Below are 20,812 nucleotides of genomic sequence, written 5' to 3' on the forward strand. Positions count from 1 at the left end.
GAAGAAGGTGTGTCGATTAATGAGTTTGTCGATGCAATTGTGTCAGATGTCGAGATGCCACGCATGGACGGCATGCACTTGGTCAAACGCCTCAGAGAGATGGATACCTATAAAACCATGCCTATTATCATGTTCTCGTCGATCATGAGCGAGGATAACCGTGCTAAGGCACTGCAATTGGGCGCCAATGATACCATCACCAAACCCGAGATCGGTCGCATGGTAAGCCTAGCGGATACCTATGTATTCGGCACACCGCTCGACGATTGATCAACGATAAAAACGAGCAAGGTGAATACAACAAAGGCTGCACATTGGCAGCCTTTGTGGGTTTTAGCGTGACGCCAAGGTGGGTCGTCAAGCCATTAACTGTCGGTTCATTAGCTATCGGTTACCTGTGAGCGATGGCTTTCACGGTAACGGTGACTGGCAAAATACGTTTTCGCCGCTTGGTTTACCTTAGGCGCCAGCAACAGCGCTGAAACCATGGTGGGCACTGCCATCAGCCCATACGCCCCAATGAGGAATAAGAACACCACATCCAGCGATAATACCGCCCCCAGCACCACAAGCGATAAGTATAGGTACTTATAATACTGACCCGCCTGCTCACCAAATAGATACACAAAGCATTTATAGCCGTAATACCAAAATGTAAATACCGTGGTGAAAGATAACACTAACACTTGTGCCGCCAATAACCACGCCCCTGGCGCGCCAAAGGCCGCTTTGAATGCCGCCATGGTCAGACTAACACCTTGCAGGCCCTCGGCTTGATCAAGCACACCGGTCACCAAGATCACCAGCGCGGTGCAACTACAAACAATCAAGGTATCAATGATGGGACCCAGGCTCGCGACTAAGCCCTCACGAACAGGCTCATTGGTTTTTGCCGCACTGTGCGCCATCACTTCGGTGCCAATCCCAGCCTCATTAGAGAAAGCACCACGACTCACCCCCACAATAATCACACTGATCAGGCCACCGAACATGGCATCCGGTGAAAAAGCGCTGGCAAAAATCGACTGAAAGACGCCAGGCACGCGCTCGGCATTGAGCGCCAAGGCGGCGATCGCCATCACCATATAGCTGCCCGCCATCAAGGGCACTAGCGCACCAGCAACATCAGCCACACGCTTCAAACCACCCCAAATCACCATACCGACGAAGACCGCCAGTACAATACCCAGCGCCCAGGAGAACGCGCTGCTTTCTAGCCAAGCGACCCCAGGAAAGAGCTGAGTTTGCACCACCGCACCAAGCTGGTTAATTTGGAAAGACGGCACAAACCCCATTAGACCAGCAATGGCAAACATCACCGCTAGCCATTTAAATTTTGGCCCTAGACCATGCCGTACCGTGTACATCGGTCCGCCATGCACATTGCCATTTGCATCTTTGTGACGATACATGACCCCCAGTGTGCAGGTATAAAACTTGGTCGACACCCCCAATAACGCGGTGAGCCACATCCAAAACACCGCACCCGGTCCACCGGCACTTAGCGCCAGAGCCACACCGGCAATATTACCGAGACCCAAAGTGCCGGAGAGCGCGGCAGCAAGTGCTTTGCGATGAGATAAATCACCATGGCCACTACCATCGTCCACCTTACCGGTTAACAGCTTGATGCTGTGTGCCATATAACGAAACGGGGTGAACTTACCATAAAGGGTAAAGAAGACCCCACCGCCAACCAGTAAGATCAACATCGGCTTACCCCAAATAAAGCCGACAAAGGCATTAATCCAATCTTCAATCATGTTTTGCATCCTTTCTTGATGCTTGGCTAATTACTTTGCTTGCTAGACCACTGCCTAGCCGGTGCACGCCAACTAACAAAATAATTAGACCATAAAGCAATAAACCATTCTGGCGTGACTAACAACCCATTCAAATTAAGTCCAAATGAGGTTTCAGGCGATAAAACCACCGTTTATACGTGATATTGATCTCACAAAAACCAGACAGCAATGAATAACTATCAATGCAATTTGATTTGAACACGAAGTAGCGTGCTTGACGTGGTCCACTATCAGCGAGCGTGACATTTAACCTTACTTTTATCCGGTGTTTTGCGTCAGAGGCATTCGCTATACTCCGCGCTCACGTATACACACCACCCATGCACTGGATTTACGCTCCAGCCAGCAAGAGGAAACAAGATGTCTAAATATGTCATTTGTGCCTTATATAAATTTGTCACACTCGACGACTATCAGTCTTTGCAAGCACCACTGCTTGAAGTCATGGAAGCCAACCAAATCGGCGGCACACTCCTTCTCGCCCAAGAAGGCATAAATGGCACAGTGGCCGCGACAAGAGAAAACATGGATGCGCTATTTGCGTGGTTTAGAAAAGACCCACGCCTAGCGGATATTGACTATAAAGAATCGTTCGAAGACAGCCAGCCATTTAGTCGCACCAAGGTAAAACTCAAAAAAGAAATTGTGACCATGGGGGTTGAAGGCATTGATCCGCGCCAAAGCGTGGGCACCTATGTCAAGCCAACAGAATGGAACCAATTAATCAGCGATCCAGACGTTTTAGTGATCGATACACGTAATGATTACGAAATCGAGATTGGTACCTTTGAGCGAGCTGTTAACCCACATACCGATAGTTTCCGTGAATTCCCTGACTATGTCGAACAGCAGCTTGATCCGACGAAGCATAAAAAAGTGGCTATGTTTTGTACTGGTGGGATCCGCTGTGAAAAATCGACCGCTTTTTTGAAAGAGAAAGGTTTCGATGAGGTGTATCACCTAGAAGGCGGGATCCTGAAGTACCTCGAAGAAGTGCCTGAGAGTGAAAGCTTGTGGAACGGTGAGTGTTATGTCTTCGACAGCCGTGTAGCTGTTAATCACGATTTGGAGCGAGGGTCTTACGCAATGTGTAATGCCTGTCGTCTGCCCATCACGCAAGCGGACATGGAAAGCGAACATTATGAGCAAGGCGTCTCTTGCCCTAAATGCATCGACAAACACACCGACGCCCAAAAGGCAGCGTTTCGAGAGCGAGAGTATCAAGTACGTCTTGCACGAGAACGGGGTGAACAGCACGTCGGCGGTGAGGCGAGAAAAATCATTGAACACCGTCGCGCTATGAAAAAATTCCGGCGCCAACGTCAAAATCAAGATAAATAATAATACAAAACGGCACGCCAGACGTGCCGTTTTTTATGATATTGGGCAGGGCTAACGTATAGTAAAAGCTGGATTGTTTTACCGATGGCGTCTGTGCTGAATAAAAAGGAGTGAATAAGCGTGTTGATGGGTCCCTTTTATAGCTTGGTCGCCGCGTGTTTATTCACCGCCAGCTGGTGGATGCCCAACCTCCTTCTTAGCTTGCTTTTCGCATGGTGCGCGGCAGCGTTTTTCGCCGTTAGCATCGCTTATTGGCGCAATCAGCCTCGCCTTTTTCGCAAGCGCCAATCCGGACAGTTGCCTCGCATCAGCCAGTGGATGTTTGCGCCATTTTTCGCCTTTACCCACCTGTATAACCGTTGGGCGAGAAAACGTGATATCACACCGCCCGTCCAGCAAGTCGCGCCTGGGCTCTATGTTGGTGCCCGTCTGACCGACAAAGACATACCCGATCTGCAAGCGCAAGGTATTGACGGGATATTAGATGTTACCGCTGAGTTCGAAAGCATCGACCGCTTCACCCAATCACAGGCTGTTTCCTATCTCTCAGTACCCGTTCTGGATCACGCCTATCCCTCGCGTAGCCAACTGATGCGCGCGTTACAATGGCTGCATCAACAGCGACAAGCCGAACACAAGGTGGTGGTACATTGTGCACTCGGACGCGGGCGATCCGTGATGGTGGTGGCCGCCTATCTTTGGGCGCTTTCCCCTCAAAAAACGCTTGATGAGATGCTGGATGCCATCAAAACGATACGCCCTAAAGCACACTTAAACCGACGCCAGCGCCGCGCTTTAGTGCGTTTCCAGCAAAGCGGTGCGTTGAGGTTGGCGCGTCCCATTGCCTGGATCATTGCTAATCCTGCCGCAGGGGGAAAGAAATGGCGTAAGCATCGAGACTATATTCAGTCCTATTTAGGTGATGGGTATCGGTTAGTGGTCTATCAGACACGCCATAATCGCCGCAGTTATCAACTCGCTTGCCGCGCGGTTTCACAACAGGCTGATGTGGTGATCGCCGCCGGTGGAGATGGCACAGTGAACGCCGTTGCGCGAGCACTGATCAACACCTCAACCCCTTTAGGCGTATTGCCGCTTGGTACCGCAAACGCCTTGTGCCATGCTCTTTGGGGAATAAAAACCAAGTTTTTAAATATTGATGCCGCTTGCGATGTGATTTTGGATGGCACGCCCAAAATCATCGATACTGCACGCTGTAACGGCAAAGTGGCGTTGTTAGTCGTGGGCGTTGGCTTTGAACAACAAATGATTCGCCACGCCGCTCGAGAGCAAAAAAATCAACTAGGCCAGTGGGCGTATTTGCAGGGTTTATTGGGGGCCGCCAGTCAAAATCAAGCCATCGATCTCACCGTTCAATTCGACCAGCACGCGCCTCAGCTGATCCGCACCACCAGTATGGTGGTCGCCAATGCCGCGCCAATGACAACCTTATTAGCCCAAGGGCAAGGCCAACCCAATTATGCCGACGGCAAACTCGACGTCACATGGCTCACTGCGAGTTCCACCAAAACAGATACCGCACTGTCCCTGATAGAACTAGCACTGGCAAGCCTGTTTGAAACACGGCTAGGGCGCTTTACACACCATCAACAGGTCACGCGCGTCTCGATAAGGGCCGCATCAGGCATTGACTATGTCATTGACGGCGAGCTGTATCGCGACCGAAAGTTGACGATTGACGCGCAGCCTCAATCACTGGCGATTCTCTCGCCTTCTCTCCCCGACGCTCATCAGACCGACTAACCGGCACTCACATCCCTCAAAGACGCCTACGATTCAGCTAAACAAAAATTCTAGCGAATACGATAGGATTGAGACAATTCGCTCCAAAATCTTCGCCGCTCTCTCATCGGAGCGGCTTTTTTTTGTCTCTATGTTAAGGTAATAACCCTATTTGACTAAAAGGAGGGATTATGCAGGCTCGTGCGCTTTTGGTGGCGATATTGAGTGTTTTTGGTGCCATGTGCGCCATTCAATTTGGCGCCTCCTTTGCCAAACAGCTTTTCCCTCTGGTGGGACCTATTGGGACCACTGCCCTACGTGTCGGTTTTTCCGCCCTCATTTTGTGGCTGGTCTTTCGCCCTTGGCGTCAGTGGCCACGCGCGCGACATTGGCGAGCGATTACGGTATATGGTGGRTGCCTGGGTGGCATGATGATGCTGCTTTATTTGTCTATCGAGACCATTCCGTTGGGGATTGCCGTCGCACTTGAGTTTACCGGCCCTTTACTGGTGGCCTTAATCTCGATTCGTCGCGCCAGAGACAGTCTTTGGGTCGTGCTCGCCGTTGGCGGTGTTATTACCCTTCTCCCCGATTTGTCGGGTGTGGATGCGCTCGACCCGCGAGGAGTGGCTTACGCGCTAGCAGCGGGCGGCTGTTGGGCTGGCTATATTCTATTTGGACAAAAAGCAGGGAATTTAGCGCCAGGCGGCGGGACGGTTGCTCTGGGAATGAGCGTTGCTGCCCTCTATCTCGTACCCGCGGGCTATATTGCGACTGACGGTGCGATTTTTCAATGGCAGTTGATACCCTTGGGCGTTGCCGTCGCACTCATCTCAAGTGCGATTCCCTATTCTCTGGAAATGATAGCGTTACGCAACATGCCCAAACAAACCTTCAGTGTGATGATGAGTTTAGAGCCTGCTGTTGCCGCCATGGCTGGGTTGCTCGTGCTCGATGAACAACTGGCACTGCGTCAATGGCTCGCCATTGGCATGGTGATCAGCGCATCACTAGGCAGCACGTTATCGGCCAAAAGGCGTTAAAAGACAGTCGATCGAAAAGAGCGCCGACCATCGACGCTCTTTTCTGTCATCCCATTGTGTTAGCGACACGGGCTCACTTTACCGAGTGTTAGCTCGCTTCACTCAATGGTAGTGCATGTACCTTGACGCGCTGTTGCTCGATGTACTGGCTAATCGCATCAGCCTGCTCTTCAGTCAAATAGAGACCAAGCTTAGTACGTCGCCATAACGCATCTTCCGCATGTTGAACAAACTCATGCTGTACCAAATAGTTGATTTCTACTTGATAGACACCCTCGGCAAATGGGTGGCCCATATCCGCCTCGCTCTGGCAACCTTTCAACAGCAGATGCGTGCGTGTGCCGTAAGTATCGACAAATCGCTGCGCCGTCTCGGCACTCAACCATGGATAGCGCTGCTTAATCGACAGGGCTAATTCTTCACGTGTACAGCTAAAGTCTCCGCCGGGCAGTGTGCCGTCAGCTGTCCAAGGCTGACCCATTTTGTCAAAGAATGGCTCGAGTTTACGCATCGCGGACTCCGCCAGCTTACGATAAGTCGTGAGCTTACCGCCAAAGATGGAAACCAACGGCGCTTGATTGCCTTGTTGTTCCAACTCTATGGTGTAGTCGCGTGTCATCGCCTGTGGCGAGTCCGATTCATCATCACACAATGGTCGCACGCCACTGTAACTCCAAACCACATCCTGCGGCTGAATTTGGTGAGTAAAGTGCTGATTGACGACATCAACTAAGTAATCAATCTCAGCTTCATCAATTTTTGCTTCGCGGGGATCGGCTTTATGCTCCACATCCGTGGTACCAATCAATGAAAACTTGTCGAGATACGGGATCACGAAGACGATACGGCCATCGTTATTCTGCAAAATATACGCTTGTGGATCTTGATGAATGCGTGGCACAACAATGTGAGAGCCTTTGATCATTTTGATCCCGCGCGGCGATTTTTCGTGGAGGCTGTCATCGTAGAATTGCTTCACCCAAGGGCCGGTCGCATTCACCAACGCCTTGGCCTTGCGCTCAAAACGCTCGCCTGTCTGCGCATCCTCTAGTGTCACCCGCCATATGGTGTTTTCACGCTCTGCCGCCACCACTTGACAGTAATTACGGACTTCCCCGCCTTTCTCGCGCGTGTACTGGGCGTTTAACAGGGTTAAACGCGCATCATCAACCCATGCATCCGAGTACTCAAACCCAATTTTCATGTCTTTGTTCATGTAGCCAGTTTTGCGTAAATCAACCTTGTGGCTGCTCGGTAACGTTGAGCGCTTGCCTAGGTGATCATATAAAAAGAGCCCACAACGGATCATCCAGGCTGGGCGCAGATACGAGCGATGAGGTAAGCGGAAACGCATCGGAAAGGCAATATGGGGGGCCTTGTTGATCAATACCTCGCGTTCGGCCAGTGCTTCCGAGACCAAACGAAACTCATAATGCTCGAGATAGCGCAACCCACCATGAATAAGCTTCGAGCTCGCGGATGACGTTGCTGATGCGAAATCTTTGGCATCGTACAGACCCACATTGAGTCCACGACCCGCCGCATCGGCAGCGATACCGGCACCGTTAATCCCGCCCCCAACCACGAGGATGTCGAGAAGTACGTCTTGATGAGAATTATGCGTAGTCATTTTTAGCCGACCTTTTCCAAATATGAGCGAACGAACATTTACTGATGAGTATAACTGTATATCAACTTTCGTTTTCGGTCACTATCTATGTTCGAAAAATTATTATTGAGTGTGACAAGTGTAGAATAAGTGTTAATAAAAAAGCCTTCATGTGAACTAAAAAGCCGTCTAGCGAGTAGCTTGACACGGTGATAGGCAGAGAAAAGGCGCAGTAAGAGAGAGGGATACGATCCATAGACCGGTGAAAGAGCAATATGAAAAAAGGCGCGAAAACGCGCCTTTCATTAAGAAAGAGTGATACCAGGCTTACACATCCTCTTCTTCATTATGCAGCTCGGCCCACGCTTGTGCACATTTTACGGCACGCTTCCAACCACGATAGCGACGATTACGTTTTTCTTCGTCTCGATGTGGTTCAAAGCTTCGGTTCAGTTTGGCTTTATCTTTTAGCTCATCTAGGCCATCCCAGAAACCGACAGCCATACCCGCAAGGTATGCCGCGCCTAACGCGGTGACTTCTGTCACTTCCGGACGATGAACGTCGGTGTCGAGCACATCGGCTTGGAACTGCATCAAGAAGTTATTGGCAACCGCGCCGCCATCAACACGCAAGGCTTCAAGTTTGATACCTGAATCCGCCTGCATCGCATCCAATACATCACGTGTTTGATAGGCAATGCCTTCTAGGGTTGCGCGAATGATATGGTTAGAGTTCACACCACGGGTCAGCCCTACAATGGTACCGCGAGCGTAGGCATCCCAATAGGGTGCCCCCAAACCGGTGAACGCTGGGACCACATAAACACCATTCGATGTATCAACTTTGGTAGCAAAGTATTCGGAGTCATGCGCGTCTTCGAGTACCTTAAGCTCGTCACGTAACCATTGAATCGAGGCCCCACCCATAAAGACCGCGCCCTCGAGCGCATAGGATGGTTCACCCTGCGGGCCACAACCAATGGTAGTCAACAAGCCATGGCTCGATGTGACCTTTTCTTGCCCCGTGTTCATTAGCAAAAAGCAGCCGGTTCCATAGGTGTTTTTCGCTTGGCCTGCTTCCACACACATTTGTCCGAATAGAGCGGCCTGTTGGTCACCCGCGATCCCCGCGATAGGAATACGCGTACCGCCTTTACCACCGATGTTCGTTTGTCCATAGACTTCGGAAGAGCGACGCACTTCAGGGAGCATTGAAGCCGGGATCCCAAGCTCATCGAGCATTTTTTGATCCCAACACATATCATTGATATTGAATAGCATGGTGCGCGAGGCGTTAGTATAATCGGTCACATGCACACGCCCTTGGGTCATCTTCCATACCAGCCAGGTATCAACGGTACCGAATAGCAGCTTGCCCGCTTCTGCGTCTTCGCGCGCCCCTTCTACGTTGTCCAAAATCCATTTGACCTTGGTACCAGAGAAGTAAGGGTCAAGGACTAACCCAGTATTATCACGCACGTAAGATGCTAACCCGCGCTCACGCAAGTCATGACAAATGTCGGCAGTACGGCGACATTGCCACACAATGGCATTGTAAACCGGCTTACCGGTTTCTTTGTTCCACACAATCGTGGTTTCACGTTGGTTGGTAATCCCGAGCCCAGCAATCTCATCGCTACGAATGCCGGTTTTGCCCAGCACTTCCACCAGCGTTGAGCTTTGGGTGGCATAAATTTCCATGGGATCGTGCTCAACCCAACCCGCTTGCGGATAAATTTGCGTAAACTCGCGCTGAGACACACCGACGATATTAGCATCGTGATCCATCACTACTGCACGGGAGCTGGTGGTGCCTTGGTCGAGAGCAACAATATACTTGTTCGCTGACATAATAGGGTTTCCTTCTATCTCTCTTATTTTAGTCTGTATCGCGACATTTCTCGTCATCTGTCATTTTGGACGTGGCTCAATGTCGCGCATTGCTTTATTTCATGTTGCGTACAGTGCTGGGTTATGCGTTGACTTCTCGCGTTTCCGTCTCAACCAGCTCATCATCGTCACACTGGTTGGGAATCGTACAACCATGGCCTGCCTGTGGCAGATACGGGGCAATCGCTTTCGGATACAACCAACCGCCAAAGCAGGCACCCAAAATAGGGGCGACGATAGGGACAATGAAGTATGGAATGTCACGCGCACCCGTCAGGGCATAGTCCCATCCAGCGAAGTAGGCGAACAGTTTCGGACCAAAGTCACGCGCTGGGTTCATCGCAAACCCAGTCAATGGACCCAAAGAGCCACCAATGACGGCAATAAGGATACCAATTAGCAGTGGATTCATTGGGCCACGAGCCGCACCATTGTTTTCATCACCCAGTGCGAGAATCCCAAACATCAATACTGCCGTGATCACAAACTCAACCGCCATAGCCCCCATGAAAGACAAGGCTTGATGCGGATAGGTTGAGAAGATACCTGCGGTTGCTAAGGCTTCAGGACTGCTCCGCACAACATTATTGGCCATTTCCCACTCGACAAAAAGGTTACTATAAAGGCTATACACGAGTGCAGCCGAGGCAAACGCGCCGAGCATTTGCGAGATGATATAAGGAACAACTTTACTTTTCTCAAAGCCATGGAAAGCCGCAAGCGCAATGGTAACAGCTGGATTAATATGCGCGCCGGACACCCCTGCGGTGCAGTAAATGGCGATGGCGACACCAAAGCCCCATACAATGCTGATTTCCCACTGACCAAAGTCAGCACCGGTGAGCACTAAGGCGGCCACGCAGCCCACACCAAAGAAAATGAGTAAGCCCGTGCCGATAAACTCGGACACGCACTCTCCTAATAGAGTCGACGATGCGTTTTTCATATGATTATCCTTGTCACTGTTAGTAGGGTTACACGTTCAAAACCACACTGTCATTTTGCATAATCACAGCATCTCGAAAACAAACTCACAACAAAAATGAGCGTTCGAGCATAATTTTGTGTCGCAATACTGACATTTTTGTTAACCACATCATCATTTGAGCAAGTTCGCGCACAAAGTGAGCAAGGAGAGTTTAAGGAGCTTGGAAAGCAGGCAGCGCGTCGTTCGCCCCGCCTGTTGTGGTATGAGTCGACTTGAGAGGGTGTTTCTTATTTGTTAACTCATGGTTATTTAGAGATACCGATTGCATCTAGGTCAATTCCCTGCTCTTTCGCAAGCGATTCAAGGACAGGAAGTAAGGGGCCCAGTCGCTCATTGAGCGTTTCGCGCACCGTATCTACCATGACTTGCGTCTGGCGTTCGATTTCGATATTGACTTGATCCCCTTCCGACTTTCGCTCGAACGTTGTCATGCGACGCGTTTCAGGAATAAGCCAAACATCAAACCAGCCTTGGTCTTTGTTCACCTCGGCGATGGTCAAACTCGCACCATTGATGGCAATATAGCCTTTGGAAAAGACATAGCGCATCCATTCAGGCTGTACCGAAAAGCGCAAACGATAATTTTCTTCTTGTACCAGCACATCCGATAAGGTCGCACGGCAATCGACATGCCCCGATAACGGATGCCCGCCAATTTCAGCGCCATCTTTCGCGGCACGTTCAGCATTCACCGTATCCCCAGCTTTGATGCTGTTTAGCGTCGTAATCGCGAGGCTTTGTACCATCACATCGAAGCGAACCAGCGTCTGTTCAAGCTGCTCAGTCACTGTCAAGCACACACCATCAATAGCAACGCTGGCTCCTACCGCCAACCCCTCACAAAAGCCATCAGGGAAACGAATATCGAATGTTCGAATACCTTGATGATCGCGACAAACTTCAATATTTGCCACCGCTTGAATAATTCCGGTAAACATGGGCATATCCTCTATTATTGGCTTGGGTATCATAATGCCACACGTTACACCGCGCAACGCGCCGCGTCTCCCTGCAAAGGGGTCGACTTTGGTCACGGCGCACATAAGTCCTGTAGCCTTATCACCACTTAAAATGAAGGGTTTATTTTTGATGGAAATCACGTTATTGATACACATCACATTTCCTCCTCGACAGCTTCGGAGGCCAGTTAATGACGACCATAGCCGTATTTAGTGCCAAATCGTATGATAAATCCGCCTTCTCCCATGTGAATGCGGCGTTTGATTATACGTTTGAGTTCCATGATTTCTTACTCACTGAAAAAACCGCCAAGATGGCGCAAGGTGCACAAGCCATTTGTGCTTTCGTGAACGACGATCTTTCTCGGCCCGTTTTAGAAATTCTTGCCGATTTAGGGGTTTATTTAGTTGCATTGCGCTGCGCGGGATACGATCGCGTCGATTTAGATGCCGCCAAATCGCTGGGCATCACCGTGGTACGAGTCCCCGCTTACTCGCCTGAATCGGTCGCCGAACACACGGTTGGCATGATGATGTGCCTCAACCGCCGCTTCCATAAAGCCTACCAGCGCACCCGAGACGCTAACTTTGAGCTGGAGGGTTTAGTTGGGTTTAATTTCCATGGTAAGACAGCTGGGATCATCGGCACGGGCAAAATCGGTATTGCTACCATGCGCATTCTTAATGGGCTAGGCATGCGTATTCTCTGCCACGACCCCTATGAAAACCCCGAAGCAATGGCGCTTGGTGCTGAATATGTCTCGAAAGAAACACTGTATGCCCAAAGCGACATTATTTCCCTGCACTGCCCGATGTCTCAGGATAACTACCACTTGCTTAGCGCCGACGCCTTTGCGCAAATGAAAGATGGCGTGATGGTGATTAATACCAGTCGGGGCGAGCTACTCGACTCGGTTGCCGCGATTGAGTCGCTCAAACAAGGAAGGATCGGGTCATTGGGACTCGATGTTTACGATAATGAGCGTGAATTGTTTTTCCAAGATAAGTCGAATGATGTGATTGTCGATGATGTGTTCCGTCGCCTTTCAGCGTGCCATAATGTCCTGATCACTGGCCACCAAGCATTCTTGACCAAAGAAGCACTGCACAATATCGCCGAGACGACGTTAACCAATATTCAAACCGTTCTGAACGGCCAAACCTGCCAAAACCAGATTGCCGAAGTGGAAGATCGCAGCGATTAATCGAGACTGGACCATTGATTAATCTTGACCTCTAACTAAGAAAGCAGGCCTGAATCATCAGGCCTGTTTTATAATAGGGCGATACGCTTTGATACGTTACATGGCTTCCATGAAAATCTTGGCGATTTCGTCGTGTGTTGCTTGTTTCGGGTTAGTGAAACCACACGCATCTTTCAACGCATTTTCAGTCAGCACATCAATATCTTCTTGCTTGGCACCTAATTCGTTCAAGCCCGCAGGAATGCCTACGTCCGTTGAAAGCGACTGAATCGCTTGGATGGCGGCTTTCGCGCCCTCATCAGCCGTCATATTCTCCGTATCCACGCCCATTGCAGTGGCGACATCACGCAAACGCTCAGCACAAACCTGCGCGTTATAGCGCTGAACATGAGGCAACAATACGGCATTGCACACGCCGTGCGGCAAGTCATAAAAGCCACCAAGCTGGTGCGCCATGGCGTGGACATAGCCCAAAGACGCATTATTAAATGCCATGCCCGCCATGAACTGGGCATACGCCATTTGCTCGCGCGCTTCGATGTTTTGTCCATCAGCGACAGCAGTACGCAGATGCTGTTGAATTAACGTCATCGCCTTTAACGCCACTGCATCAGTAATCGGCGTCGCCGCGGTGGATACATAGGCTTCAATCGCATGAGTGAGCGCATCCATTCCGGTCGCCGCGGTCAGTGAAGCTGGCTTCGCGAGCATAAGCTCAGGATCATTCACCGAGATAATTGGCGTGGTATGCTTATCCACAATCGCCATCTTAATATGACGTTCTTCTTCAGTAATAATACAAAAACGTGTCATCTCAGATGCCGTGCCAGCCGTTGTATTGATCGCTATCAGTGGCAGTTGAGGTTTTGCCGATTGATCGACACCTTCATAATCACTGATATGGCCACCGTTCGTGGCAACCAAAGCGATGCCCTTGGCACAATCATGCGGCGATCCGCCACCCAAAGAAATCACGCAATCACACTGGTTCTCTTGTAACAGTGCCAGCCCTTGCGCCACGTTTTCGGTGGTCGGGTTTGGCTGCGTGCCATCATAGACCACACTGTCGACCTGTCGGCTATCAAGCAGGCCTGCAATTTGTTTTACCACGCCAATTTCGTTCAGCACCTTATCTGTCACGATCAGCGCTTTTTTGAATCCATGTGATTGAATCGCGTCTGCCGCTTCTGCAAGGCAACCGGCTCCCATCAGGTTAACGGCTGGGATAAAGAAAGTGCTCGACATAATCGTTGGCTCCTTTTGTAGGGATAATCGGGTTAGCACGAAAACAGTGCTCCCCTTTTGCTTTGATGCCTTTTTGTAACACGTGGTTTGTTCGTCACATTTTGATCCAGCGCAATTCGCTTGGCAGGATGCAGAGATAAAAAGGCAAAATTGAGAGTTATGTCATCGGCGCGCACCATATCGTTTAAAACGGCAGCAACCATTCATTTTTTTGACACTTTCTTGAAGAACACTGTCTAACGTGCGATAGGTTATGGAAGCTAACGCGTAAACAGAGAGAAAACCATGGGAAAAAAATACACACTAACCGCTGTGGCAATATTGACGGCATCTTTGGCGCTCACCGGGTGTGAATCAATGTCCAACGCCCAAAAAGGCGCAGCCATTGGTGCCATTACTGGGGCTATCGCGGGTAAGTCAACATCCAACCACAAAGACAAGCGCGCATTTATTGGCGCCGCGATTGGTGCCATTGGGGGCGCAGCGGTCGGCAACTACATGGATAAACAAGAGCAAGCTTTTCGTGAGGAATTGGCTGGCTCTGGCATCCAGGTCGTTCGAGAAGGGGATAATATTCGCCTGATTATGCCGTCAAACATCACCTTTGGACTTGACCAAGACGCTATTGCCGCTGACTTTTATCCGACCCTGAACGCCGTTGCTAACGTCATGCGTAAATACGATAAAACCTTTTTAAGCATTGAGGGACATACGGATAACACTGGCGCGGCGTCGTATAACCAAGGCTTGTCTGAGCGACGTGCGATGAGCGTTAAACGCTATCTTGCTAGCCAGTCTATCGACAATGCGCGCCTTTATACCTCTGGTTTTGGTGAAACGCGTCCTCTGGTCGCCAACAACAGCGCCTCTAACCGCGCCTTGAATCGCCGTGTGGAAATTCAAGTCGTGCCTAATACGCAATAAGCGTGCGCGTGGCGCGTTCATAGGATGTGCACGCGCCGTTTCCCAGCACTAGAGCGCATCGAGGTTGTCGAGTAAGTCATCTGCATGACTAATGATCTTGTCTCGCTGCCCCTCATCCATTTTGTCCCAATTTCTATAAGGCATTGCTGTACGTGGATTATGCGCAAATCGCTCGCGATGGCGGTGCATAAAGTGCCAATATAAGGCGTTGAGCGGGCACGCCTTCTCACCAGTTTTTTCCTTCACAGAATAGTGACAGTCACTGCAATAATCACTCATACGATTAATATAGGCGCCACTGGCCGCATACGGCTTGGTCGCCACGAGTCCATTATCGGCAAATTGTGTCATCCCACGGGTGTTTGGCATCTCCACCCACTCAATCGCATCGATGTAAATCGACAAATACCAGTCATCGACCTCATCCGGCGCGATACCCGCCAAGAGGCAAAAGTTGCCCGTCACCATTAAGCGTTGGATATGATGCGCGTACGCGGTCTGCAAAGACTGAGTGACAGCGTTGGAAACACAACGCATCTTGGTATCGCCAGTCCAAAAAAAACGAGGAAGCGCCCGCTGCGCGGATAACGCGTTTTTGTTGGCGTAGGCAGGCATATTTGCCCAATACACCCCGCGTACATACTCCCGCCAGCCTAGAATTTGTCGCACAAACCCTTCAATCTGCGCAAGGTTGACGTCGTCGGTTGCGCGAAAGTGAGCGATGGCGGTTTCAATCACCTGCATCGGGTGCAATAGCTTGGCGTTTAAAGCAAAAGATAGACGGCTGTGATAGAGGCTCCATTGGTGTTCGCTTCGCCCCGTCATGGCGTCTTGAAATTGACCGAACATAGGCAGGCAGTGACGACAAAAATGGTCTAACAGCGATTTTGCCTGTATACGAGTCACCGGCCAGAGCAAGTCTCGCGCTGGCTCGCCGATCGTCGCCACGTGATGCCGTTCGATACGCGCCAAAATATCGCGTACATCATTGCTAAATACTAAGGGGGTTGGAATGGCCGCTAAATCGCTTTTCTTGAGTTTATTACGATTGTCTTGATCGAAGTTCCACCGTCCTCCCTCTGGTGACTCTCCCTCCATCAAAATGCCAAACTGGCGTCGCATATCGCGGTAAAAATACTCCATTTTGCGATGTTTATCGGCAGTGAACTGCTTGGGTATTTGGTCGTACGGCAGTAGAAAGTGCTCGGTGTCACATGTCATTGTGACAGCCTGAGGTAAGGCCATCTCTTTTAATTGCTCGTCTAGCCGGTATTCGTCCGGGCGTTGATATTCAAACGTTTTGATCTGATAGCGCTCGCACAGATCAGCCACTAACGCCGGTAAGTTGCCGTAATGTTGCGTGTCATCCAAGGTTAGGTAGCAAACGTGATGGCCTGCTTGGCTCAGGGCATGGGAAAACGCTTCCATGGCAGCAAAGAAAGCGCTCACCTTTTGGATATGATGTTTGACATAAGTTGCTTCTTGCTTGATTTCGGCAACAAGATATAGCACCTCTTCATCCGTCTTTTTATACCATGAGTGGCTGGCGTTGAGCTGATCCCCTAACACAAGACGCAATGTTGAATACTGGCGGTTAGTCACTGGTACCTCGATATTTGTTAAATCAACCTTAAGCGATACGCAGCAAACCACACTTTCGATGATTAACCCTGGCGAGTGCTTGAATCTTAGGGAAAACCCTCTACATTAGAGCCAGTATTGATCACCCATGTGGCGGCGAGGCGATGAGAGCATTCTTTGTCGGGCTGTTTTTACTCCCAATTGCAATGATAGTGGCTGAGCCAGCACGTGCCATGAATGAACCGGCCAGCCAGTTTGTTCAAGATCTTCGCTTTCATGGCTATATCGACAATTATGGCAATGTGAAACTTCGCTTTGCCCCGATCACCGCTCTACCGGCAGGATTCAAGACCAAAGGTTACTTGGATATTGAAGCCAGTGATATCGTTCGTCTCCCGCGTGGGCTTGATGTTGGCGGTTACTTTAATGCCGCCAATACAGCGATTCGGCAACTGCCGAGAATGAAAGTGGGTGGGTATATTAACCTTACCAATACCGCGATTACCCGTCTCCCCCCAAACTTAGTCGTGCGAGGAGATTTAAGCCTCGTCAACACGCCGCTCACCCAATTACCGCGCCGTTTATTCGTCGAGGGAAACTTGTACCTGACAAATTCGCCCATCGAGAAGATTCCTGACGACATCTATATAGGCGGCAACCTCTACATCCGCGGTACCGAGATCCAGTCAGTCAGCCCCGATCTTCGTATTGAAGGCCAGGTACTTCCTTCGGTAAGTCAATGATATCACGCTAGGCGTTGATCGAATTGGGTGCCCAGCCGTACCTTAGTTCCGAGCCTAGTTTTTAAATTACAGTCAAAAAAACGGTCCATTATGATTATCTTACATCATCTAGAACAATCGCGGTCGCAGCGGATTGTGTGGTTATTAGAGTCGCTTGCGATTCCGTATCAGCTGGTACGGCATCAACGGGATCCGAAAACCAAGCTCGCGCCCCGCGAGCTAAAAGAAATACACAGTTTGGGGAAAGCGCCTGTTATTGAAGACGGCGATGTGGTGATTGCCGAGTCAGGGGCGATCATCGAATATCTTATCGACAAGTACGGCGATGACACGCTCACCCCCAACACGGATAAAGAAAAGGGCCTGTATCGTTATTGGATGCATTATGCGGAAGGCTCACTGATGCCACCGCTGGTAATGTCTTTGATCTTTAGCAAGATCCCAGAATCACCGATGCCATTCTTTATTCGCCCCGTGGCAAAAAAGCTGATGAAGGGCGTGACTGAACAGTTTCTCGCCCCACAGCTTCGCGATCATTTCTCAATGATTGATAAGCATTTAGCCAAACATACCTGGCTGTGTGGCGATACGCTGACAGCAGCCGACATTCAAATGAGTTTCCCATTGTTGGCAGCACGCAAGCAACTCGACACTCAGCAGCACGCCAATATTCTTCGCTACCTTGAACGCGTTGAACAACAACCCGGCTATCAAAACGCCTTGTGTGTTGTCGGCCCACTCAAAGCGATGTAGTTTGCCAAAGCGAGATCATTTGCCAGAACGCTTGCCCGGGGATCAATGGCTGAATCATGTGGGCAGCGTTGACGCTGCCTGCATCACCCAGCGCTGGTAACCGGGGCGCTCAACCAGTTGCTGATACCAACGTTCAACATTAGGCGGTAATGCCCAATCACTTTGCTGACTCAGGCGATGAATTAAGCTGCCTACAGCGATGTCTGCCAGGGTCATCCGATCGGAGGTAAGGTAACGCTGATCGTCCAACGCATCATTGATTCTATCAAGCTCATAGCGGCATTGTTCCCACGCTCGCTGCTGTGTTTGACGCTCCTCGGCGCCATCCGCTGAAGGCATAAATAACGCAGCCTTAATCACGGGCTGGAACGAAGACAAGCACCAGTCCATCCAGCGCTCATAACAGGAGCGTTGAAAGGCACAATCGGGATACCACATTTTATTGCCATAACACGCGACCAGATAGCGCAATATGGTATGCGACTCCCAAACACTATTAGGGCCATCTTCAAGTACGGGCACCTGGCGCATCGGACACCGCTGTGCAAGCGCTTGTGCGTCATGTCGATTATGATGAATATCGACTTCTTCTAGCGCGATACTTAAATCTAACTCATCGATTAGCCACATCACTTTCTGAACGTTAATCGATAGCGGATGCCCATAAATTTTCATTTTGCTCTCCTTGTCACGCTACAACGCTTTTCCTTGCTCGTCTGCGTCTTCGAGGCTCGCATAATCCTCTATCCATAGCAAGTCATCGGGAAGACCTGCCAAAAACCTTAAGACTTAACCCATGATGTCCGGCAAACGCCATACGTTACACCTCGCTATACGCGTTTTGTGATGTTTCCTTCTGAAACGGATATGCCGAATGACGGAGGGCTTATCCCGCTATGTCACATTTCTTTCATTATGTATTGGCCTGCCAAGAAATCAGCGTTAATCTATTGATTGTTAAGGCTTATTAACAAAACACTCAACCAAGGAAGGATTATGAAAAAAACGGTATTAGCCAGTGCGCTAGCACTCGCATTGAGCGGATCGGCGTTTGCCGCACAAGTCCCTGATGACGTCACTCTTGCCGAGAACCAAACGCTGATCTGGGGCGTGGCGGGGGAAGTACCCACGTTAGACCCCACCAAGTCCAGTGATAGCGCCAGCAATAAAATCATCTCCGATTTGTTTGAAGGACTGATGGTACGCAACCCAAATGGCGACGTCGTCCCGGGGCTGGCGAAGGATTGGGAGGTCAGCGAAGACGGGCTAACCTATACGTTCCACCTTCGCAAAGCCAAATGGTCTGACGGTGAGCCCATCACCGCCGCCGATGTGGTGTATACACTACAGCGTGTGGTTGACCCGGTCACTGGCGCACCTTATGCCTGGTACCTAGGGACAGCCAATATCCAAAATGCCAAGGCGATCACCGACGGCGAAAAACCCGCGGAGCAGCTTGGCGTTAAAGCCATCGACGATCACACGGTGGAATTTACCCTTGAGCGCCGCACGCCCTATTTCCCGAATATGCTCACCCACTCGTCTACTTATCCGGTGCCACAGCATGCGTTGGAAGCCTTTGGTGATAGCTGGACACGTCCAGATAATATGGTCAACTCTGGCGCTTATAACCTCACCAACTGGGTGATTAACGAACGAATTGATTTAGCCCGTAACCCGCTTTATTGGAATAACGACGAAACGGTGATTGATAAAACCTCTTATGTCGCCTCCAGTGATGTCAACGCTGAATACAACCGCTACCGTACCGGTGAAATTGATATCACCTCGAGCTTTCCACTTGAGGCCTTTGATCAGATTAAAAAGGAACGCCCTAATGAACTGATCACCATGCCTTCTCTGGCGACTTACTATTATTTGTTTAATACAGAAAAAGCGCCGTTTGACGATGTGCGAGTCCGTAAGGCTTTGTCGTATGCGATTGATAGAAACATCATTACCGACATTATTCTCGGTCAAGGCCAGCTTCCGGCATATAGCGCCACGCCCCCAGCCATCAACCATTTTGAGCCACCTAAGCTCGAATGGGCGGAAATGAGCCAAGATGAGCGCTATCAAAAAGCCAAAGCCTTGTTGGCAGAAGCCGGCTTTACCCAAGATAACCCTCTGGAGTTTGAGCTGGTCTATAACACCATGGAGTCACACAAAAAACTGGCGTTAGCCGTAACGTCTATGTGGAAGCGTCACCTCCCTGTCAATGTCAACTTGGCCAACCAAGAATGGAAAACCTTCTTGCAAAAAGTCTTGCAAAAAGATTTTGATGTCGCCCGTGACGGTTGGATAGGTGATTATAACGAAGCGTCCACTTTCCTGAGCTACTTCAGCAGTGATGGCATGAATAAAACTAGTTGGGGCAACAAAGACTATGACAAGGCACTTGATCAGGCATTAACGGTCGCAGAGCCCGAGAAACGCAAAGCTTACTACCAAGAAGCAGAGCGGATTTTCGCCCGCGATATGCCGGCGATCCCACTGTATTTCTATACCCGCAGCGTGATTAAAAGCCCGAAAGTCGGTGGGTATAACATCGATAACCCTAACAAGCTTCGGTATACACGTAACCTATATATCACCAAAAATTGATCGCCACTGAATGAGCCGTGATCGATCACTAAGACCCACGCCACGCTTTGACGCGTGGCATTTTTATTGATAAGCACAAAAAAAAGCGCCAGCCTCTCGGCTAGCGCTTCTTATCAATTTGGCTCCCCCAACTGGACTCGAACCAGTGACATACGGATTAACAGTCCGGCGTTCTACCAACTGAACTATGGGGGAATCGTCTTTGCGACAACGAGCGAGATGATAGGCAATCCATTATCTCGGTGCAACCCTTTTTTCAATAAATCCCCACACACTCGGCTCGAATGGCTAAAAAGGCAACAAATCAGACGATTAAACGATCACCTTTGCACTGACGTAGGTAAAAGTGCAAATATACGACACTGCAGCTGACTTCGAG

Annotated in this window: 17 protein-coding genes and 1 tRNA gene; 9 read left to right on the forward strand and 9 right to left on the reverse strand. The window is 50.1% G+C overall.

The features are described 5' to 3' along the window. On the forward strand, positions 1-270 hold a 270-nt coding region (locus BZG14_RS08805; RefSeq protein WP_131825176.1), incomplete at its 5' end, for a response regulator. A gap of 110 nt (positions 271-380) precedes the next feature. Here BZG14_RS08805 and BZG14_RS08810 read toward each other — a convergent pair. Next, positions 381-1,763 carry an alanine/glycine:cation symporter family protein gene (locus BZG14_RS08810; protein ID WP_198532041.1) on the reverse strand — a complete coding sequence of 461 codons (1,383 nt, stop codon included), beginning with the start codon at positions 1,761-1,763 and terminating at the stop codon, positions 381-383. A gap of 402 nt (positions 1,764-2,165) precedes the next feature. On the opposite strand from BZG14_RS08810, the gene trhO reads away from it, so the two are divergent. From trhO to BZG14_RS08825, 3 genes are all read left to right on the forward strand, one after another. Further along, positions 2,166-3,146, forward strand: a complete 981-nt coding sequence (gene trhO / locus BZG14_RS08815) for an oxygen-dependent tRNA uridine(34) hydroxylase TrhO (RefSeq protein WP_069360965.1) — start codon at positions 2,166-2,168, stop codon at positions 3,144-3,146. Between the two features lie 126 nt (positions 3,147-3,272). Beyond that, positions 3,273-4,910 carry a diacylglycerol kinase family protein gene (locus tag BZG14_RS08820; RefSeq protein ID WP_077485222.1) on the forward strand — a complete coding sequence of 546 codons (1,638 nt, stop codon included), beginning with the start codon at positions 3,273-3,275 and terminating at the stop codon, positions 4,908-4,910. 170 nt (positions 4,911-5,080) lie between these two features. Further along, positions 5,081-5,932: an EamA family transporter gene (locus BZG14_RS08825; RefSeq protein ID WP_077485220.1), complete on the forward strand. Its 852-nt coding sequence runs from the start codon at positions 5,081-5,083 to the stop codon at positions 5,930-5,932. 88 nt (positions 5,933-6,020) lie between these two features. Here BZG14_RS08825 and glpD read toward each other — a convergent pair whose 3' ends face one another. From glpD to BZG14_RS08845, 4 genes are all read right to left on the reverse strand, one after another. Next, on the reverse strand, positions 6,021-7,562 hold the full coding sequence (gene glpD, locus BZG14_RS08830) for a glycerol-3-phosphate dehydrogenase (protein ID WP_077485218.1): 1,542 nt from the start codon (positions 7,560-7,562) through the stop codon (positions 6,021-6,023). A 306-nt stretch (positions 7,563-7,868) separates the two neighbouring features. Continuing rightward, entirely contained in the window at positions 7,869-9,392 is a 1,524-nt protein-coding gene (gene glpK / locus BZG14_RS08835; RefSeq protein WP_069360961.1) for a glycerol kinase GlpK, read from the reverse strand. Between the two features lie 121 nt (positions 9,393-9,513). After that, on the reverse strand, positions 9,514-10,377 hold the full coding sequence (locus BZG14_RS08840; RefSeq protein ID WP_077485214.1) for an MIP/aquaporin family protein: 864 nt from the start codon (positions 10,375-10,377) through the stop codon (positions 9,514-9,516). Positions 10,378-10,664: 287 nt separating this feature from the next. Then, a complete protein-coding gene (locus BZG14_RS08845) occupies positions 10,665-11,357 on the reverse strand; it encodes a riboflavin synthase subunit alpha (protein WP_077485260.1) in 693 nt (230 codons plus the stop codon). Between the two features lie 212 nt (positions 11,358-11,569). Between BZG14_RS08845 and BZG14_RS08850 the strand changes: the two genes are divergently transcribed. Beyond that, on the forward strand, positions 11,570-12,583 hold the full coding sequence (locus tag BZG14_RS08850) for a 2-hydroxyacid dehydrogenase (RefSeq protein ID WP_077485212.1): 1,014 nt from the start codon (positions 11,570-11,572) through the stop codon (positions 12,581-12,583). Between the two features lie 96 nt (positions 12,584-12,679). Here the strand turns inward: BZG14_RS08850 and yiaY are convergent, their stop codons facing one another. After that, complete coding sequence (yiaY, locus tag BZG14_RS08855; RefSeq protein ID WP_077485210.1) at positions 12,680-13,828, reverse strand: L-threonine dehydrogenase; 1,149 nt, start codon at positions 13,826-13,828, stop codon at positions 12,680-12,682. A 285-nt stretch (positions 13,829-14,113) separates the two neighbouring features. Between yiaY and BZG14_RS08860 the strand changes: the two genes are divergently transcribed. Further along, entirely contained in the window at positions 14,114-14,752 is a 639-nt protein-coding gene (locus BZG14_RS08860) for an OmpA family protein (RefSeq protein WP_077608549.1), read from the forward strand. 48 nt (positions 14,753-14,800) lie between these two features. Here BZG14_RS08860 and BZG14_RS08865 read toward each other — a convergent pair whose 3' ends face one another. Then, complete coding sequence (locus BZG14_RS08865) at positions 14,801-16,354, reverse strand: cryptochrome/photolyase family protein (protein ID WP_077608550.1); 1,554 nt, start codon at positions 16,352-16,354, stop codon at positions 14,801-14,803. A 143-nt stretch (positions 16,355-16,497) separates the two neighbouring features. On the opposite strand from BZG14_RS08865, the gene BZG14_RS08870 reads away from it, so the two are divergent. Continuing rightward, a complete protein-coding gene (locus BZG14_RS08870) occupies positions 16,498-17,076 on the forward strand; it encodes a hypothetical protein (RefSeq protein WP_077608551.1) in 579 nt (192 codons plus the stop codon). A 90-nt stretch (positions 17,077-17,166) separates the two neighbouring features. Next, positions 17,167-17,829, forward strand: a complete 663-nt coding sequence (locus tag BZG14_RS08875) for a glutathione S-transferase (protein ID WP_077608552.1) — start codon at positions 17,167-17,169, stop codon at positions 17,827-17,829. A 54-nt stretch (positions 17,830-17,883) separates the two neighbouring features. On the opposite strand, the gene BZG14_RS08880 is transcribed toward BZG14_RS08875, so the two are convergent. Further along, positions 17,884-18,504: a glutathione S-transferase family protein gene (locus tag BZG14_RS08880; RefSeq protein WP_077485204.1), complete on the reverse strand. Its 621-nt coding sequence runs from the start codon at positions 18,502-18,504 to the stop codon at positions 17,884-17,886. 321 nt (positions 18,505-18,825) lie between these two features. On the opposite strand from BZG14_RS08880, the gene BZG14_RS08885 reads away from it, so the two are divergent. Beyond that, on the forward strand, positions 18,826-20,433 hold the full coding sequence (locus tag BZG14_RS08885; RefSeq protein ID WP_077608553.1) for a peptide ABC transporter substrate-binding protein: 1,608 nt from the start codon (positions 18,826-18,828) through the stop codon (positions 20,431-20,433). Between the two features lie 119 nt (positions 20,434-20,552). On the opposite strand, the gene BZG14_RS08890 is transcribed toward BZG14_RS08885, so the two are convergent. Then, positions 20,553-20,628 (reverse strand) — tRNA-Asn (locus BZG14_RS08890). Positions 20,629-20,812: the final 184 nt, after the last annotated feature.

Source organism: Salinivibrio sp. IB282 (assembly GCF_001995685.1).
In the GTDB taxonomy this organism is placed as follows: Bacteria; Pseudomonadota; Gammaproteobacteria; order Enterobacterales; family Vibrionaceae; genus Salinivibrio; species Salinivibrio kushneri.

Bases quoted from the DNA above. Each gene is read 5' to 3' on its own strand.
- BZG14_RS08810 (WP_198532041.1), bottom strand. From the start codon at position 1,763: ATGATTGAAGATTGGATTAATGCCTTTGTCGGCTTTATTTGGGGTAAG.
- trhO (WP_069360965.1), top strand. From the start codon at position 2,166: ATGTCTAAATATGTCATTTGTGCCTTATATAAATTTGTCACACTCGAC.
- BZG14_RS08820 (WP_077485222.1), top strand. From the start codon at position 3,273: ATGGGTCCCTTTTATAGCTTGGTCGCCGCGTGTTTATTCACCGCCAGC.
- glpD (WP_077485218.1), bottom strand. From the start codon at position 7,562: ATGACTACGCATAATTCTCATCAAGACGTACTTCTCGACATCCTCGTG.
- glpK (WP_069360961.1), bottom strand. From the start codon at position 9,392: ATGTCAGCGAACAAGTATATTGTTGCTCTCGACCAAGGCACCACCAGC.
- BZG14_RS08840 (WP_077485214.1), bottom strand. From the start codon at position 10,377: ATGAAAAACGCATCGTCGACTCTATTAGGAGAGTGCGTGTCCGAGTTT.
- BZG14_RS08845 (WP_077485260.1), bottom strand. From the start codon at position 11,357: ATGTTTACCGGAATTATTCAAGCGGTGGCAAATATTGAAGTTTGTCGC.
- BZG14_RS08850 (WP_077485212.1), top strand. From the start codon at position 11,570: ATGACGACCATAGCCGTATTTAGTGCCAAATCGTATGATAAATCCGCC.
- yiaY (WP_077485210.1), bottom strand. From the start codon at position 13,828: ATGTCGAGCACTTTCTTTATCCCAGCCGTTAACCTGATGGGAGCCGGT.
- BZG14_RS08860 (WP_077608549.1), top strand. From the start codon at position 14,114: ATGGGAAAAAAATACACACTAACCGCTGTGGCAATATTGACGGCATCT.
- BZG14_RS08870 (WP_077608551.1), top strand. From the start codon at position 16,498: ATGAGAGCATTCTTTGTCGGGCTGTTTTTACTCCCAATTGCAATGATA.
- BZG14_RS08875 (WP_077608552.1), top strand. From the start codon at position 17,167: ATGATTATCTTACATCATCTAGAACAATCGCGGTCGCAGCGGATTGTG.
- BZG14_RS08880 (WP_077485204.1), bottom strand. From the start codon at position 18,504: ATGAAAATTTATGGGCATCCGCTATCGATTAACGTTCAGAAAGTGATG.
- BZG14_RS08885 (WP_077608553.1), top strand. From the start codon at position 18,826: ATGAAAAAAACGGTATTAGCCAGTGCGCTAGCACTCGCATTGAGCGGA.